Here is a 15055-nt window from a genome sequence, read left to right as displayed (position 1 = left end):
GGACCGGGGACGGGGCCCGGCGCGCGGGGCACACTGGGGCAGCCCCCGCACCCCCGCACGAGAAGGAGCCTCCCGTGGCACTCACCCGTGAAGAGCGCGAACAGTTCCTCGCCGAACCCCATGTCGCCGCACTGGCCGTCGCATCGGGGAACGGTGACCGGGCCCCGCTCAGCGTGCCCATCTGGTACGCGTACGAAGCGGGCGGCGACGTCCGTGTCCTCACCGGCCGCACCTCGCGCAAGGCCGAACTGATCGCCGCGGCCGGCCGGTTCACGCTGCTCGTCGACCGCCTGGAGCCGACCGTCCGGTACGTCTCGGTCGAAGGCCCCGTCATCGACACCCGCCCCGCGACGCGCGCCGACCTGGAGCACATGTCGGCGCGCTACCTCCCGGCCGAGAAGGTCGCCGGTTACGTGGAGTTCGCCTGGGAGAACCACGGAGAGCAGGTGGTGATCACCCTGCGCCCCGAACGCTGGGTCAGCTCGGACCTGGGCCAGGTCTGATCCCGGGCTGCGCGGGCGGGGCCCCGCGGGCGGGCCCTGCGGGAGCTCAGGTGTGGCGACGCCGACACGGGGGAAGCGTGCCCCATGCACTCCTGGACTCTTGACGACATGCCCGACCTCGGGGGCACCACTGCCGTGGTCACCGGTGCCAACAGCGGCATCGGCGCGGTGACGGCTCTCGTACTGGCCCGCTCGGGCGCCCGTACGCTTCTCGCGTGCCGCGATCCCGAGCGGGGCCGACGCGCCGTGGACGCTGTCCGCCGGGCCGCGCCCGCTGCGGACGTGCGGCTCGTCCGCCTCGACCTCGCCGATCTGGGCAGCGTGGCCGAGGCCGCGGAGGCCATCGCGAAGGAGGCCGACGGACGGCTCGACCTGCTGGTGAACAACGCCGGGGTGATGGCCCTGCCCCTCCTCCGTACGGCGGACGGCTTCGAGATGCAGTTCGGCACCAACCACCTCGGGCACTTCGCCCTGACGCTCCGGCTGCTGCCCGTTCTCGGCATTCAGGGGCAGGCGCGTGTGGTGACGGTCTCCTCGCTCGGCCACCGCATCGGCCGCATCGACCTCGACGACCTCAACGCCGAGCGCTCGTACGGCAAGTGGCGGGCCTACGGCCAGTCCAAGCTCGCCAATCTCCTCTTCACGAACGAACTGGACCGGCGGGCCCGTGCCGTCGGCCGGGACCTGGTCGCAGTGGCGGCTCACCCCGGGCTCTCCGCGACGGAGCTGGGGCAGGCCGGACCCCGGCTGGCGGGCCGGAACTGGGCCGCCAAGCTGGAGCGGGCCTCGCGGCTGTACACCCAGCCGGCCTCGGCGGGAGCCCTCCCGATCCTGTACGCGGCCACCCTGGCGGACGCTCCGGGCGGCTCCTACTACGGCCCCGCCCGGCTCGGCGAGACCCGGGGAGCTCCCGCACCCGCCCGGAAGTCGCACCGCGCCCAGGATCCCGTCATGGCAAGGGCGTTGTGGGACGAGTCGGCCCGTCTGACCGGGCTGGACGCCGACGCCGTGTGACGCGCCGCGGCGTGTCGAAATGAAGTGGTGCGGCCCGGGGGCGCGTTGATAGGAAGGGGCGATGGACACCACCGATGCGCCGGGTCCCCCGGACCGTCCGAATCCCCTGGGGCCACTGGACCGTCTGTTCGCCGAGCATGCCTGCGAGCGGCTGATCGTCGAGTTCGTCCGCACGCTCGACCTGGGTGAACCCGGCGATGTGGCCGAGCTGTTCACTCCGGACGGGGTGTGGGAGTGGGCCGAGGGGGACCGGCGGATCGAGGGCCGGGACGCCCTGCGCGCCTACTTCGCCGGCCGCCCCGCCGACCGGCTCTCGCGCCGCTTGTGCACCAACATCCTGGTGACCCTGACATCCGCCTCGACCGCGACCGCGAGCACGTACTTCACGACGTTCCGCGTGGACGGCCACACCGGCGGCATGCTGCCGCCGCGCCTCCCTGTGCAGGTCGGGCGCTACGAGGACACCTTCCGCAAGGCCGAAGGACGGTGGCTCCTCGCCGCGCGGGAGCTCTTCCTCGACTTCGCCGGGCCCACCGAACGGCTGGGCCCGGCGGACGACCGTACCGGGGACTGACGCCGGGCCCCCACCTCACGCCGGTGCCCGGCAGGCTGACCTGCCGGGCACCGGGCACCGGGCGTCGTGCGGATGGGCGTATCGGGGCCGTCAGACCGCCGGGGCCGGGTAGGTCGGGTACTCCACGCCGGAGACGTGCTGGACGACCCGGATGACCTGGCACGAGTAGCCGAACTCGTTGTCGTACCAGAGGTAGAGGATCGCGTTGTCGCCGTCGACCTTGGTCGCGCCCGCGTCGACGATCGAGGCGTGGCGCGAGCCGATGAAGTCGCTGGAGACCGCGTCGGGCGCGCTGATGAAGTCGATCTGGCGCTTGAGCGGCGAGGCCAGCGAGACATTGCGGAGGTAGTCGAGGACCTCCTCGCGGGTGGTCTCGCGCTCCAGCCGCAGGCTGAGGATGGCGATCGAGACGTCCGGTACGGGGACGCGGATCGAGCTGCCGGTGATCGGCGCCTTCAGCTCGGGCAGCGCCTTGGCCACGGCCGAGGCCGCGCCGGTCTCGGTGATGACCATGTTGAGCGCCGCCGAACGGCCGCGGCGGTCGGAGCCGTGGTAGTTGTCCAGCAGGTTCTGGTCGTTGGTGTACGAGTGGACGGTCTCCACGTGCCCGCGCAGAACGCCGTACTCGTCCGCCATCGCCTTCAGCGGCGGGACGATCGCGTTGGTCGTGCAGGACGCGCAGGACAGGATCCGCTCGTCCGGCTTGACCGTGTCGTGGTTGACGCCGTGCACGATGTTCGGGACGTCGCCCTTGCCCGGCGCGGTGAGCACGACCTTGCCGATGCCCGGCTGGAGGTGCTGGGAGAGGCCCTCGCGGTCGCGCCACCGGCCGGTGTTGTCGATCAGGATGGCGTCCTTGATGCCGTACGCCGTGTAGTCGACCGTCGTCGGGTCGTCCGAGTAGATCACCCGGATCTCGTTGCCGTTGGCGATGATCTTGCTGTTCGCCTCGTCGACGGTGATCGTGCCCTGGAACTGGCCGTGGATCGAGTCGCGCCGCAGCAGTGAGGCGCGCTTGACGATGTCCTGGCCCGAGCCCTTGCGGACGACGATGGCCCGCAGCCGCAGGCCGTTGCCCGAGCCGGCCTTCTCGATGAGCAGGCGGGCGATGAGCCGGCCGATGCGGCCGAAGCCGTAGAGCACCACGTCACGTGAGGCGCGGCGCTCGATCTTGTTGTCGCCCGTCGCCCCGGCGACGGCCTGTGCGGTGAACTCCTCGACGGACAGTCCGCGCCCGTCGGCCCGGTAGGTGGCGGCCAGCATGCCTATGTCGATCTGGGACGGGCCGAGATCGAGCGTCGTCAGAGCCTTGAGGAAGGGCATCGTCTCGGTGACCGAGAGCTCCTCGCCCGCGATCTGCCGGGCGAAGCGGTGGGTCTTGAGGATGCTGACCACCGACTTGTTCACCAGGGAGCGGCTGTGCAGCAGGACATTGACGTCCTGCTCGCGGTGCAGCTTCCCGATGATCGGGATCATCGACTCCGCGATCTCCTCGCGGTGCATCCAGTTGGTGAACGAGTCGTCATTGACAGTCACAAGTTTATCTTTCGAGCTAGGCGGCGCTCATATGGTAACCGGCCGCCTTTCCGTCGCTTCGGGGGGTGCCCTCACTGCGGGTGAACCCAGGGCCGAACCTGGGCAATCGGGCTCACGTGCGAGGGCTCATACCAGAGTGGGACGGATGGCGGGCAAGTTCGACAACTGCCCGTCGCGCATACGTCCTTGACGACTACCGTGTGTGCCCGGTGATCAACGGTGGGCTCATGACGTTCAGGCCTGCCCGACCGATGACCCGCGCCTGACCGACCACCGTAGGGGCCACCACAGGGACGCCGGCACGACTGCCGGCCCCCGGTGCCCCCTGTACCGAGGACACTGATGTCTCAACTTCGCGCACCCGACGCGCGACCGGACCGCCGTGAGGGCGGGCGGCACGGCCGCCCCGGCACGCGCGGCCACTCGGCCCCGAGCAGGCCGCGCGCCGCCGGGCCGTCCCCGACGCCCGCATCCGCCCCCAGCTGCTGCGGACCGCGCTGCTCCCGGCCGTCGCCGCGGTGCTCAGCGGGGCCGCGGCCGTCATCTTCACCGTCCGCGCCGGAGGTGCAGGCTCCTCGCCCAGCCTCTGGGCGGCGCTCGGCGGTTCGGGGGCTTTGGCGGTCGCCGCCGTCACGGCCGCCTACCTCGGCGCCAACCGGGTGGCGGGCCAGGTGCTCGACCGGGCCCTCGCTCTCCGGCGCGCCAGCGCCCAGGGCCAGGCCGAGCTGCAACGCGTGGTGGAACAGCTCCGCAACGGGGAGAGCGTCGCCGCGCGGCGGCCCGCGCCGCCTCCCGCACCCGGGGGCGACGCCTTCGACCTGCTCGGACAGGAGATGGCACGGGCCCAGGAAGCCGCCGTCGCCGCCGTCGTCCAGGCCTCCCAGGTCTTCAGCAGCGCCGGCAACGAGCAGAAGGTCGAGGTCTTCGTCAATCTCGCGCGACGGCTGCAGTCCCTCGTCCACCGCGAGATCCAGATCCTCGACGAGCTGGAGCACGAGGTCGAGGACCCCGACCTCCTGAAGGGCCTCTTCCACGTCGACCACCTCGCCACCCGGATCCGCCGCCACGCCGAGAACCTCGCCGTTCTCGGCGGTGCCGTCTCCCGGCGCCAGTGGAGCAACCCGGTCACCATGACCGAGGTGCTCCGCTCCGCCATCGCCGAGGTCGAGCAGTACCCCCGGGTCAAGCTCGTCCCGCCGATGGACGGCACCCTGCGCGGCCATGCCGTCGCCGACGTGATCCACCTGCTGGCCGAGCTGGTCGAGAACGCCACGGTGTTCTCCGCCCCCCACACCCAGGTGCTGCTGCGCGTCCAGCAGGTCACCGCCGGGATCGCCCTGGAGGTGGAGGACCGGGGTCTCGGGATGCCGGACCACGAGCAGCGGCGGATGAACGCCCTGCTCTCCGACCCCGACCAGGTCAACGTCGCCCACCTGCTCCAGGACGGCCGGATCGGCCTCTTCGTCGTCTCGGCGCTCGCCCGACGCCACGGCATCGCCGTCCGGCTCCAGAGCAACATCTATGGCGGTACGCAAGCGGTCCTGGTCCTTCCGCAGTCCCTGCTCGGGACCGATCCCGACGCTGCGCCGTCGCCCGACGCCGCGCCCCTGCCGCCTCCCGGCGCCGTGCACCGGCCGCCCGTCGAGCCCCAGGCCTCCGAGGCTCCGGCGCAGAACGGGACCCCCCGCGCCGCGGCCCCGGCCTCCGGCGAGCGGGTCCCCGCGCCCCAGGCGTCCACGGCCGTCCCGCCCCCGACGTCCGGGGCCGCGCGGAACGGGCAGACGCCCGGCCCCGCGCGAAACGCCCGCCCCGAGCCACCCGCAGGCGAGGCCCCGCCCTCCCGCTGCGTGCCGAGCGCGTCGACCGGCCGACACCCCGCCTCCCCGCCCGGGCACGTCGGCCCGAGCACGCCGGCGGCCGTCCACGAGCGCGACGGCCGGGTGGCTTCGGCGGCGGCGCCCGAGCGCGGCCACGCGGCGCCGTCGCCCGCCCGGCCGGAACTGCCCAAGCGGACGAACCAGGAGAGTCTCGTCCCGCAACTGCGTGAGGCGCCCGCCCCGCGCGTCGAGGACGAGCACGCCCTGCACGACCCGGGTCTCATGGCCGCCTTCCGGCGCGGCGTCGACCTCGCCGAGGCCCAGACCGCCGAGGAGGAGGGCTCCGAGGGCGGATACGGGAACGGCGGCACCACCGGCGGCCGGGAGCGGAGTGCGCTCGACGCCCCCCTGGAGTCCCTCGCACCCCTCCCCGTACGCGGAGCGACCGCACCGCACGACCGCCCCGGTCCGGCCCGCGCGGCGCGTCCGGAGCCCGCGCTGCCCGCGGGCGCCCTGCCCGTACCGGACAGCTACCCACCCGACGCGTACCCCCACGACACCGCCGCATACCGGCGCGACAGCCACGCCGAAGGCGCCCACGGCCGTGGAACGGGCGAGCCCGGAGCGTTCGCGACCGAGCCTTTCCTGCCGGGCCAGGCCGTCCCGGAACCCCGCAAAGACACCACCTTCAAGGAGTAGACACCATGACGAGCGATATGCCGTCCGGACAGGTCTCGGACCTGGACTGGCTGCTGAGCGGGCTGGTCCAGCGCGTGCCCTACACGCGCAGTGCGGTGCTGCTCTCCGCCGACGGGCTGGTGAAATCCGTGCACGGCATGGACCCCGACAGCGCCGACCACATGGCGGCCCTGGCCGCCGGCCTGTACTCGCTGGGCCGCAGTGCCGGGGCCCGGTTCGGGGACAACGGCGACGTACGGCAGGTGGTCGTCGAACTGGACTCCACGCTCCTGTTCGTCTCCACGGCCGGATCCGGCACCTGCCTCGCCGTCCTCGCCGGGCGCGAGGCGGACGCCGCGGTGCTCGGCTACGAGATGGCGATGCTGGTCAAGAGCGTCCGTCCCTATCTGACGACCCCGCTGCGGCAGCCGGCCGGCGCGCCGTTCACCCCGGGGATCTGAGGGTGCCGGCCCCGCAGGACGGGCCCCTGCTCGACGACGCGGCCGGCCGGCTGATCCGCCCGTACACGATCAGCAACGGCCGGACCCGGCCGTCCACCGCGTTCGACCTGCTGTCCCTGATCATGGCCACGGGCATCGAGCCGGACATCCCGCTCGGCCCGGAACACACCGTCGCCCTCGGCCTGTGCGACGGGCCGATGTCCGTCGCCGAGATCGCCGCACACCTCCGGCTGCCCGCAGTCGTCGCCAAGGTCATCCTCTCCGACCTGGTCGCCTGCGGCGCGGTCACCGCGCACGCTCCCGCTTTCCACGACATGCCCACCGACCGATCCCTGCTGGAGGCAGTGCTCGATGGCTTACGACGACAGCTCTGACCGCACCGGAACCGCCGAGTTCTTCCCCGTGGCCCTCAAGGTTCTGGTCGCCGGAGGATTCGGCGTCGGCAAGACGACGTTCGTGGGCGCGGTCAGCGAGATCGCCCCGCTGTCCACCGAGGAGTTGCTGACCCAGAGCAGTGTCGGGACGGACAACCTGGAAGGGGTCGAGTCCAAGACGGCCACCACCGTCGCCATGGACTTCGGCCGGATCACCCTCTCCGAACAGCACGTCCTCTATCTGTTCGGCACACCGGGCCAGGAACGCTTCTGGTTCATGTGGGACGAGCTCTCCCAGGGCGCGCTCGGAGCGGTGGTGCTGGCCGACACCCGGCGCCTGGCCGAATGTTTCGGAGCGGTCGACTTCTTCGAACGGCGCGGCATCGGATTCATCGTCGCCGTCAACGAGTTCGACGGCGCCTACCGCTACGAGCCGGACGAGATCCGCGCCGCGCTCGATCTCGGGCCCGAGGTGCCCGTCGTCCTGTGCGACGCCAGGATCGCCAGCTCCGGCACGGGTGCCCTCGTCACCCTGGTCCAGCACCTCATCAACGCCACCTCGGCGCCCGCCCCACTCCAGACCTTCGGAGCCCACCCGTGACATCCTTCGCCACCGGCCGGATGCTCCTCACGCCCACCGACCGGCACGGCCCGGCGCGCGCCGAGCGGCTGCGCGAACTGGACCTCGGTGAACGTCCCGACGCCTCCTACGACAGCTTCGACGCCTTCGCCGACAAGGTCGCCGAAGCCACCGCCACCCCCTTCTCGATGGTCAACTTCATCGACGAGAACCGGCAGTTCTTCGCAGGACTGCACACGCCGGCGGGCAACCGCGGCGGCCAGGACCTCGGTTCGGCCGCGGCGGGCAGCAACCGCAGCGGCCGCTACCTGGCCCGCGACCACGGCTACTGCCCGCACGTCCTCGTCCGGCGCAAGGCCCTCGTCCTCGACGACGTCTGCGACTACCCGCGCTTCGCGGGCAATCCCGTGGTGGACGACATAGGCATCCGCTCCTACCTCGGGGCGCCGCTGATCGACCGCACCGGCATCGCGCTGGGCACCGTCTGTGCCGTCGACACCGTGCCGCGCCCCTGGGGGCGGGCCGGCCTCGACACCATCAAGTCGCTCGCCCATGAACTCGTCCGCCAGATCGACGACCGGGAGGGGCACCGCACCGTCTGACCCCGCCCGGCCCGGTTCCCCGGCCGTACGGGGCCACCCGCACGGACGCGTGCCGGGCGGCCGTCGTGCTCCGGCCGCCCGATGGGACGTACGGCTCCGGTCCGACGCCCATCGCCCGTTCCCCGCCCCCCTCCCGGAAGCCGGAGCCGGTCAACCGAGGACGTTCGCGGAGAAGGCGTCGGTCCCGGGCGGGGTCTCCCGCCCGGGACCAGGTGCGTTAAGGGGTCTAACGAAAACTGTTGCGATCAGTGCTCTCGAAAGTTATGGTCTCTAACAGAAGTGAGCGGCTCAAGGGAGATCGCTTCCGCCGCTTCCGCTTCCTCCAGCCGAAGGGACCTGCCATGACCTTCACCCAGCCCCTCCATGCCGTCCTCGGCTCCGGGCCCGCCGGTACCGCCCTCGCCCGTGAGCTGGTCCGCCGAGGCCACCGGGTGCGACTGGTCGACCGGTCGGGGAGCGGCCCCGCGCTCGACGGTGTCGAGCGGTACGCCGCCGACGTCGCCGGCCCCGAAGGCGCCTGCGACGCCGTGGCCGGGGCCGCCGTCGTGTACCACTGCGTCAACGTCGGCTACCACCTCCAGGTGGAGGTCATGCCGAAGATCCAGGAGGCGGTCCTCGCGGCCGCAGAGGCGGAGGGCGCACGGCTCGTCGTACTCGACACCCTCTACCCCTACGGCCGGACGCACGGCGCGGTGATGACCGAGGACTCCCCGTGGAACGCCACCACCCGCAAGGGCCGGATGCGGGCAGAGCTGGACGCCCGCTATCTCGCCGCCCACCGCGAGGGCCGGCTCCCCGTCGTCCTCGGACGCTCCGCGGACTTCGTCGGGCCCGGGGTCCTCAACTCCACGCTCGGCGGGGCCGTCTTCCCGGCCGCGCTCACCGGGCAGCCCGTCCCCGCTCTCGGCGACATCGACCTGCCGCACAGCTACACGTACATCGACGACGTCGCGGCCGGTCTCGCCACCCTCGGCGAACACCCGGACGCCCACGGCCGCGTCTGGCACCTGCCCACCGCGCCGGCCCGCACCACCCGGGAGATCCTCGCCCTCGTCCACGAGCGCACCGGCCGGCCGATGGAGCTCACCGTCGTGGCCGAACCCCGCCCCTTCGGCCCGTTCGACGAGGCGTTCATGGCGGAGTACGCCGAGATGTTCTACCAGCACACCGAACCGCAGATCCTCGACTCCTCGGCCATCGAGAAGGCCTACGGGCTCACCCCCACCCCGCTGGAGACGGCGCTGGACGCCACCCTCGCCTGGTACGGGACGTTCCTCGCCGCCCACCGGTGAGGCGCGGCCCGGCCCCGGGCGGCCTGCCGCACACCCGGGGCCGGGCCGCTGCTCGGACGGTTCAGCGGTGCGGCCACGGCGGATGCCGGCTGCCGGGCGGCGGGGGAGGAGCGACGGCCGAGAGCGCGGGCGCTCCGGGGCGGGACGCTGCGGCGGCGGTCCCAGCCGCCCCGGTCAGGGGCGCAGGAAGCCGGAGATCCGCTCCCGCAGGCCCCGGGGGTCCAGGCCGTGGGCCGTGAGGTGCTCCTCCATCTGCCCGTAGCGCCGCAGCTCGGCGCGGCCCACCCCCAGCCCCAGCACGCGATGGGGCAGATCCAGGAGCGCGTCGCCCGCCGCGGCGGAGGAGGTGCCCGCGAGGTACGGCTCCACGACCACCACGTCCGCGACCGCCGACGCTCCGGCCGCCCGGCGTACCCCCGCCGCGTCGAAGGGCCGCACCGTCGTCGCGTACAGCACGGTGACGTCCAGCCCCTCGGTGGCGGCGAGGACGTTGTCGAGCAGGGGGCCGACGGCGATCACCGTCCCGTGCCGCCCCTCGCGCACCACCGAGAACCCGTGGGCGCCGCTGACCGGCCGCGCCTCCCGGTTCTCCTGGAGCGACAGGCGCAGGTACACCCGGTCGTCACCGGTGACCGCCTCCCGCAGGAGCGTCTCCGCCTCGTCCGGATGGCCCGGCACGTGCACCGTCCAGCCGTCCAGCGTGTCGAGCAGGGCGACGTCGCCGGGTGCCATGTGGGTGAAGCCTCCGGCCGGCCAGTCGTACGATCCGGCGGCGCTCACCAGGATGCCGCCGACGTCCTGGTGGCCGAAGTCCAGCTTGACCTGCTCGAACGGTCGCTCGACCAGGAAGCTGGCGAAGGTGTGCACGATCGGCCGCATTCCCGTCAGCGCCATACCGGCAGCCGCTCCGACCAGCAGCTGTTCCCGGATGCCGACGTTGATCACGCGGTCCGGGTGGGTGCGCCGCGCGCGGGCGAAGCCGTCGGCGCTGATGTCGGCGAGCACGACGGCCAGTCGTGGCTCCTCGTCCAGGAGCTGCGAGGCGGTGCCGATGAATCGGTCACGCATGGTGTCCATGAAGGGTCCCTCCCGGGGCTCTCGGTGCGCTGCGGTCAGTTCTTGGGTTCGACGCGGGCGACGACGGCCAGGGGCCTGCCCGGGTGGGGTGTGGTGAACGCCTCGTGGAGGGCTTCGTGGTCGCGGCCGTTCACGGTCAGCGCGTCCCATCCGGCGGACGCGAAGCGGGAGGCGATCCCGCCGGGCCAGCCGTGGGTGGCGGACGCGTTGTCGATCACGAGGGTGTGCAGCTGTTCGAGACCGGCGGGGCCCGCGTGGGCGATGGCCTCGTGGTTGCTGCCCTCGTCCAGCTCGGCGTCGCCGATCAGGACCCAGACCCGGGGGTCGGTGAGGTGCTGGGCACGCAGGCCCAGCACCGTCCCGACGGCGAGCGGCAGCCCGTGCCCCAGGGATCCGCTGCCGATCTCCGCCCCCGGCACCAGCAGCCGGTCCGGGTGGTGGCCGAGTGGCGAGTCGTACGACCCGAAGCCGGGCAGCAGGCCCTCGTCGAAGAAGCCGTGGGCGGCGAGGACGGCGTAGTAGGCCATCGGCCCGTGCCCCTTGGACAGCAGGAAGCGGTCCCGTCCGGGATCGTCGACCGTGTCCGGTGTGACCCGGAGCACCCGGTGATAGAGGACCCACAGGGCGTCGAGCGTGGAGTGGGCGGCCGGGGCGTGCTTCTCCGCCCCGGTCATCAGGGCGATCAGACGGGGCAGATCCCGGAAGTCGGGGGCGGGCGCGGCCCGGCGGCCGGGGGCGGGTGCGGCTGTCGTGTTCGTCATGGCCCCGAGCGTTCAACATCAACCATGGTTGAGGTCAAGCGGGGAATGGTGTTGGTGACCACCCGCCGGAGTGCGGTATTGTTCTCATGCGCGTTCGGCCGGGGGAAACCCCAGGTCAGGCGGGCATCGGGACGTGGCGCAGCTTGGTAGCGCACTTGACTGGGGGTCAAGGGGTCGCAGGTTCAAATCCTGTCGTCCCGACTGGAGACAGTCGTCGTTCAGGGTCGGCTCCGGAGGAATCCGGAGCCGACCCTAACTGCTTTCCGGGCCCGCCCACGACGCGGCCTGAGCCTCCGCGGCCGCCCGGGTCCGGCGGGCCGTTCCCGGCTACCGGGACGCTGACCCGAAGTATCTTGCGCAACCGCCTGCCGAGGCGCCGAGCTGTCCAGCACAATCAGGGGCAGGGGCAGCACGCGGTACGGACAGGGTGGCCGGCACCGCCGGTGAGGGGCGGGTGTGCGCTGAAGATCTTCATCAGTCACGGCAGTGGCAAGGACGCCGAGGTCGTGGAGGCGCTGGACATCATCGCTCCTGAGCTGGACGCTCGGGGATACGACGTCTTCAAGGACGTGGAGAAGCTCCGCACGGGCCAGTCGTGGAGCCCCGCCCTGTACGAAGAGATGTATCTGTGCGATGCCGCGATCGTCCTGCTGGGACCCAACACGATCGCGGACTCGGATTGGGTGCGCCGCGAGTCCGAGGTCTTGATGTCCCGTCGTTTCGTGCGCAGCCTGGCCACGGTGCTGCCGTGTTTCCTGGGCACCGACAAGACGAAGGAAGCGAGGAAGCGGGGGTTCGGAGCGCTGCTGACCCTGCAGGCCGAGTTGGGGCAGAGGGTGAAGAATCCGCTCCCCGAAGGCGAGATCACCCGGAGGATCGCGCAGTGGGTGCTGGACGAGTTCGCTCTCGTCGCGGGCCCTCCGGGGGACGGCGCGTTCTTCGAGTGGGCCAAACGGATCGCGGCCTACCTGCGGGTCGCACGGGAGCGCGACCCGCAGGCGCTGAACGAGATGGCGGAGGCGCTGCACTGCTCGACGGAGGACCTGCTCCACGTACGGGCCAGTGTGGGAGCCGAGATGTTCCTCGCGCACTTGCTCTTCCGCGCGGGGGAGGCGGTGCGGCTCGGGCAGGCGTCCCCTCTGCCGACGGCCGTCGCGGCGTTGCGGCCGAGCCTGGGGTCGAGCCGGTCGGGTCTCGCGGCCGAACTCATGTCGTCCTGGGTCGACCCGGTCGTCGCCGCGGATTTCGCGCCCGGCGCTCCTCAGTGCGGCACCCCGGTGTCGGCTCCGCTGATCTTCTTTCGCGCCGGCGGTTCCTGGGCGGCGGAGCAGCACATCAGGCGTGCGCTCTGCAACGCGCCCCGTGCTTTCAACCACCGTGCGCTCGCCGCCGGCGGTGACCTCCCCATGGACGAGAGCGACGCGGGGGAGGAGTTGCTCTCCGCGTGCCTCGACGCACTCCAGGAGGTGTTCGACATCCCCCCGGGGTTCAGCCTTTCCCCCGGACTCGTCGAACCGCGTCCGGGCTGCCGCGACTATCTCGTCATCAATGGCCGCGGATATGCATACGAGGACATAGCCGCCGCGGTGAACGCGTTGCATCAGGACTACCCGTGGCTGGTCATCATCGTCCTCCAGCATGAACTGCTCCCTGCCCAGCAGCAGTTGAATGAACTCGATATGGGAAGAGCCGTCAGAGTCGATTTCTCCCGTGCCACCGAGATGCGCGCCTACTCGTTCATGCGAAGTCTCGAAGACGTGGCCGGAATCGCCGACTGACACGCAGGTGAGGAATGAGGTTCTGACAATGGACACGCGCGGAGACGCACCCGACGCCGGCATGGTGTACGTGATGCCCGATGAATTACGCCTCGCGATCAGGGTCGCGTTGGCGGCGGGAAGGCCGTTGCTGCTGCGAGGGAAACCCGGGTCCGGCAAGAGTTCGATGGCCCCCTTCGTGGCACAGGAGAAGTCGTGGCGCTACTACAACTACGTGGTCACTTCGCAGACGCGGGCGCGGGACCTGCAGTGGACCTTCGACGGGGTGCGGCGCCTCGCTGACGCGCAGAACAACCGCCTCTTCAAGAGCCGTGAGCTCGATGTGGACGCCTATGTCGAGCCCGGACCCCTGTGGTGGGCATTCGCGCCGGAGTCGGCCGCCGCTCACGCCCGGCGTGGTGCGCAGGTCCGGCGCGGGGCTCCTCAGCGAGCTCATGCCCAAGACGAGTACAGGCATCCCGAGCAAGTGCGGAACGAGGGCCGGAAGGCCCACCACTCCGTCGTGCTGATCGACGAGATCGACAAGGCGGACCCGGACGTGCCGAACGGCCTGCTGGTCCCGCTGGCCTCGCAGGAGTTCACGGTCGCCGAGTCCGGGACCCGGGTGATGGTCGAGGCCGACCCGGAGGCTCTGCCCGGGCGCCCCTTCCACCAGCATCTGGTGGTCATCACGACCAACGAGGAGCGGGAACTGCCCCAGGCCTTCCTGCGTCGCTGCGTGATCGCCGAGCTGGCTCCTCCGACCACGTCGGAGGAGTTGATGAAGATCGCCGAGAAGCACCTCAAACTGCGCCTCAAGACCGATCCCGAGCGGAGCGACATGCAGCTCGCACAGGCTCTGGCGCACGAACTGGAGCAAGTACGGGAATCCGCGCGCCGCCAGGGTGTCCGCGAGCCCAGCACGGCGGAGTATCTGGACGCCCTGTGGGCGTGCCGGGAACTCGGGATCAAGGTCGGCGACGACCAGTGGGACGCCGTACGCAGGCTGACCCTCGTCAAACCGCAGCATCTGCGGAAGTGAGAGTGCGTATGGAGCAGAGGGACGACCCGCAGGCCGGCCGCCGCGGTGAGAACTGGATCGCCGACATGGCCCGCGTGGTCACCGCGTTGGGGATCTCGCCGTCCGACCACGAGACCCTCAGCCGTGTCGCCGGGCTGCTGGGCATGGAGAGAGCCGCCCCCGTACGGTCCGCCGCCCGTGAGGAACCGGCCAGGCGGCCTGCTCCGGCGACGGCGGGCAGACCGGTGACGGGCCCCGGCAAGCCGACGGCCCCCCGCCTGCGGGAGCCGACGGGCTTCCCCGACGAACTGCAGATTCTCAAGCCGATCGGGATGCAGGAGGCGCCGAACACCGGCCGGGGCTGGAGCGAACCGGCGCTCGCCGAGCAGCAGTCCCGGAAGCCCGAGCCCCTCCCGCACCAGCCGCTTCTGCCGCCGGCCTCGGAGTCCGCGACGTTGCATCTGCTGTTGTCGCGCGTCGTCCACGAAGGACCCGTCGACGTCGACGCCCTGCTCGACACGGTGTGCCGGGGTGATGCCCTGTCCCAGCTGCCCCGCGAACCCGTCAGAACACTGCGCTTCGGCGTCCAGGTCCTCGTCGACCTGAACGTGGGCATGCAGCCCTTCCACCGGGACCAGGCGGAACTGGTGCGGCGCATCGGCGCGCTGGCGGGCGAACACAACTGCAGCACCCGGTACTTCTCGCAGTCCCCCCTGCAACGCAGCGGAGCCCGGGCCGGGTGGTCGTGGAAGGCCTACGAGCCGCCCCCGCCGGGTGCGCGGGTGCTCGTGCTCAGCGATTTCGGTATGAACACGGGGGGAGCGACGGCCGAGTTGCAGGGCGAGTGGCGGCGGACCGTGCAGCTCATCCGGTGGGCGAGCTGCCGGCCGCTCGCGCTGGTCCCCGCGCCGCCCGAGCGGTGGCCGCACTGGCTGCCGGCCCTGATGCCGGTGCTCAGCTGGGACCGGTACACGACCACCGCCCGCGTCCACTCCGCGCTGTCATGAC

Annotated in this window: 15 protein-coding genes and 1 tRNA gene; 13 read left to right on the top strand and 3 right to left on the bottom strand. The window is 71.8% G+C overall.

Going from position 1 to position 15055, the window contains the following annotated elements; genetic code table 11:
* Nucleotides 1–74: 74 nt before the first annotated feature.
* The 3 genes from KME66_RS02875 (at nucleotide 75) to KME66_RS02865 (ending at nucleotide 2091) form a co-directional block, all read left to right on the top strand.
* Nucleotides 75–503, top strand: a complete 429-nt coding sequence (locus KME66_RS02875; RefSeq protein WP_216318559.1) for a pyridoxamine 5'-phosphate oxidase family protein — start codon at nucleotides 75–77, stop codon at nucleotides 501–503.
* A gap of 84 nt (nucleotides 504–587) precedes the next feature.
* Nucleotides 588–1517: an oxidoreductase gene (locus KME66_RS02870; RefSeq protein WP_216318557.1), complete on the top strand. Its 930-nt coding sequence runs from the start codon at nucleotides 588–590 to the stop codon at nucleotides 1515–1517.
* Between the two features lie 61 nt (nucleotides 1518–1578).
* On the top strand, nucleotides 1579–2091 hold the full coding sequence (locus tag KME66_RS02865; protein WP_216318555.1) for a nuclear transport factor 2 family protein: 513 nt from the start codon (nucleotides 1579–1581) through the stop codon (nucleotides 2089–2091).
* A gap of 90 nt (nucleotides 2092–2181) precedes the next feature.
* Here the strand turns inward: KME66_RS02865 and KME66_RS02860 are convergent, their stop codons facing one another.
* Nucleotides 2182–3627 (bottom strand): glyceraldehyde-3-phosphate dehydrogenase, encoded by a 1446-nt coding sequence (locus KME66_RS02860; RefSeq protein ID WP_073223824.1) that lies wholly within the window; start codon nucleotides 3625–3627, stop codon nucleotides 2182–2184.
* 518 nt (nucleotides 3628–4145) lie between these two features.
* Between KME66_RS02860 and KME66_RS02855 the strand changes: the two genes are divergently transcribed.
* The 6 genes from KME66_RS02855 (at nucleotide 4146) to KME66_RS02830 (ending at nucleotide 9431) form a co-directional block, all read left to right on the top strand.
* Entirely contained in the window at nucleotides 4146–6143 is a 1998-nt protein-coding gene (locus KME66_RS02855; protein WP_253208218.1) for an ATP-binding protein, read from the top strand.
* A gap of 5 nt (nucleotides 6144–6148) precedes the next feature.
* Nucleotides 6149–6583 (top strand): roadblock/LC7 domain-containing protein, encoded by a 435-nt coding sequence (locus tag KME66_RS02850; RefSeq protein ID WP_006128963.1) that lies wholly within the window; start codon nucleotides 6149–6151, stop codon nucleotides 6581–6583.
* 2 nt (nucleotides 6584–6585) lie between these two features.
* A complete protein-coding gene (locus KME66_RS02845; RefSeq protein ID WP_073223822.1) occupies nucleotides 6586–6957 on the top strand; it encodes a DUF742 domain-containing protein in 372 nt (123 codons plus the stop codon).
* Nucleotides 6935–7558: an ATP/GTP-binding protein gene (locus tag KME66_RS02840; protein ID WP_216318553.1), complete on the top strand. Its 624-nt coding sequence runs from the start codon at nucleotides 6935–6937 to the stop codon at nucleotides 7556–7558. Before KME66_RS02845 ends, KME66_RS02840 begins: the two co-directional genes overlap by 23 nt.
* Nucleotides 7555–8139 (top strand): GAF domain-containing protein, encoded by a 585-nt coding sequence (locus tag KME66_RS02835; protein ID WP_073223820.1) that lies wholly within the window; start codon nucleotides 7555–7557, stop codon nucleotides 8137–8139. Before KME66_RS02840 ends, KME66_RS02835 begins: the two co-directional genes overlap by 4 nt.
* A gap of 341 nt (nucleotides 8140–8480) precedes the next feature.
* Nucleotides 8481–9431 (top strand): NAD-dependent epimerase/dehydratase family protein, encoded by a 951-nt coding sequence (locus KME66_RS02830; RefSeq protein ID WP_216318552.1) that lies wholly within the window; start codon nucleotides 8481–8483, stop codon nucleotides 9429–9431.
* A gap of 174 nt (nucleotides 9432–9605) precedes the next feature.
* Here the strand turns inward: KME66_RS02830 and KME66_RS02825 are convergent, their stop codons facing one another.
* A complete protein-coding gene (locus tag KME66_RS02825) occupies nucleotides 9606–10508 on the bottom strand; it encodes a transketolase family protein (RefSeq protein WP_216318550.1) in 903 nt (300 codons plus the stop codon).
* 35 nt (nucleotides 10509–10543) lie between these two features.
* Nucleotides 10544–11269: a transketolase gene (locus KME66_RS02820; protein WP_216318548.1), complete on the bottom strand. Its 726-nt coding sequence runs from the start codon at nucleotides 11267–11269 to the stop codon at nucleotides 10544–10546.
* A gap of 127 nt (nucleotides 11270–11396) precedes the next feature.
* Between KME66_RS02820 and KME66_RS02815 the strand changes: the two genes are divergently transcribed.
* The 4 genes from KME66_RS02815 to KME66_RS02800 all read left to right on the top strand — a co-directional run bounded on the left by KME66_RS02815 (nucleotide 11397) and on the right by KME66_RS02800 (nucleotide 15054).
* A tRNA-Pro gene (locus KME66_RS02815) sits at nucleotides 11397–11470 on the top strand.
* Nucleotides 11471–11712: 242 nt separating this feature from the next.
* A complete protein-coding gene (locus tag KME66_RS02810; RefSeq protein ID WP_216318546.1) occupies nucleotides 11713–13047 on the top strand; it encodes a toll/interleukin-1 receptor domain-containing protein in 1335 nt (444 codons plus the stop codon).
* Between the two features lie 28 nt (nucleotides 13048–13075).
* The gene (locus KME66_RS02805) at nucleotides 13076–14068 is read left to right on the top strand and encodes a MoxR family ATPase (protein ID WP_216318543.1); all 993 of its coding nucleotides are present in this window, start codon (nucleotides 13076–13078) and stop codon (nucleotides 14066–14068) included.
* An 8-nt stretch (nucleotides 14069–14076) separates the two neighbouring features.
* Entirely contained in the window at nucleotides 14077–15054 is a 978-nt protein-coding gene (locus KME66_RS02800) for a hypothetical protein (protein ID WP_216318541.1), read from the top strand.
* The last annotated feature ends 1 nt before the right edge of the window (nucleotide 15055 follow it).

The sequence above is a fragment of the Streptomyces sp. YPW6 genome (genome assembly GCF_018866325.1).
Classification (GTDB): Bacteria; Actinomycetota; Actinomycetes; order Streptomycetales; family Streptomycetaceae; genus Streptomyces.
This window is presented reverse-complemented; position numbering and strand designations above follow the sequence as displayed.

Coding starts and splice junctions, on each gene's coding strand:
- KME66_RS02840 (WP_216318553.1), top strand. CDS start 6,935: ATGGCTTACGACGACAGCTCTGACCGCACCGGAACCGCCGAGTTCTTC.
- KME66_RS02800 (WP_216318541.1), top strand. CDS start 14,077: ATGGAGCAGAGGGACGACCCGCAGGCCGGCCGCCGCGGTGAGAACTGG.
- KME66_RS02870 (WP_216318557.1), top strand. CDS start 588: ATGCACTCCTGGACTCTTGACGACATGCCCGACCTCGGGGGCACCACT.
- KME66_RS02805 (WP_216318543.1), top strand. CDS start 13,076: ATGGACACGCGCGGAGACGCACCCGACGCCGGCATGGTGTACGTGATG.
- KME66_RS02820 (WP_216318548.1), bottom strand. CDS start 11,269: ATGACGAACACGACAGCCGCACCCGCCCCCGGCCGCCGGGCCGCGCCC.
- KME66_RS02865 (WP_216318555.1), top strand. CDS start 1,579: ATGGACACCACCGATGCGCCGGGTCCCCCGGACCGTCCGAATCCCCTG.
- KME66_RS02825 (WP_216318550.1), bottom strand. CDS start 10,508: ATGGACACCATGCGTGACCGATTCATCGGCACCGCCTCGCAGCTCCTG.
- KME66_RS02830 (WP_216318552.1), top strand. CDS start 8,481: ATGACCTTCACCCAGCCCCTCCATGCCGTCCTCGGCTCCGGGCCCGCC.
- KME66_RS02850 (WP_006128963.1), top strand. CDS start 6,149: ATGACGAGCGATATGCCGTCCGGACAGGTCTCGGACCTGGACTGGCTG.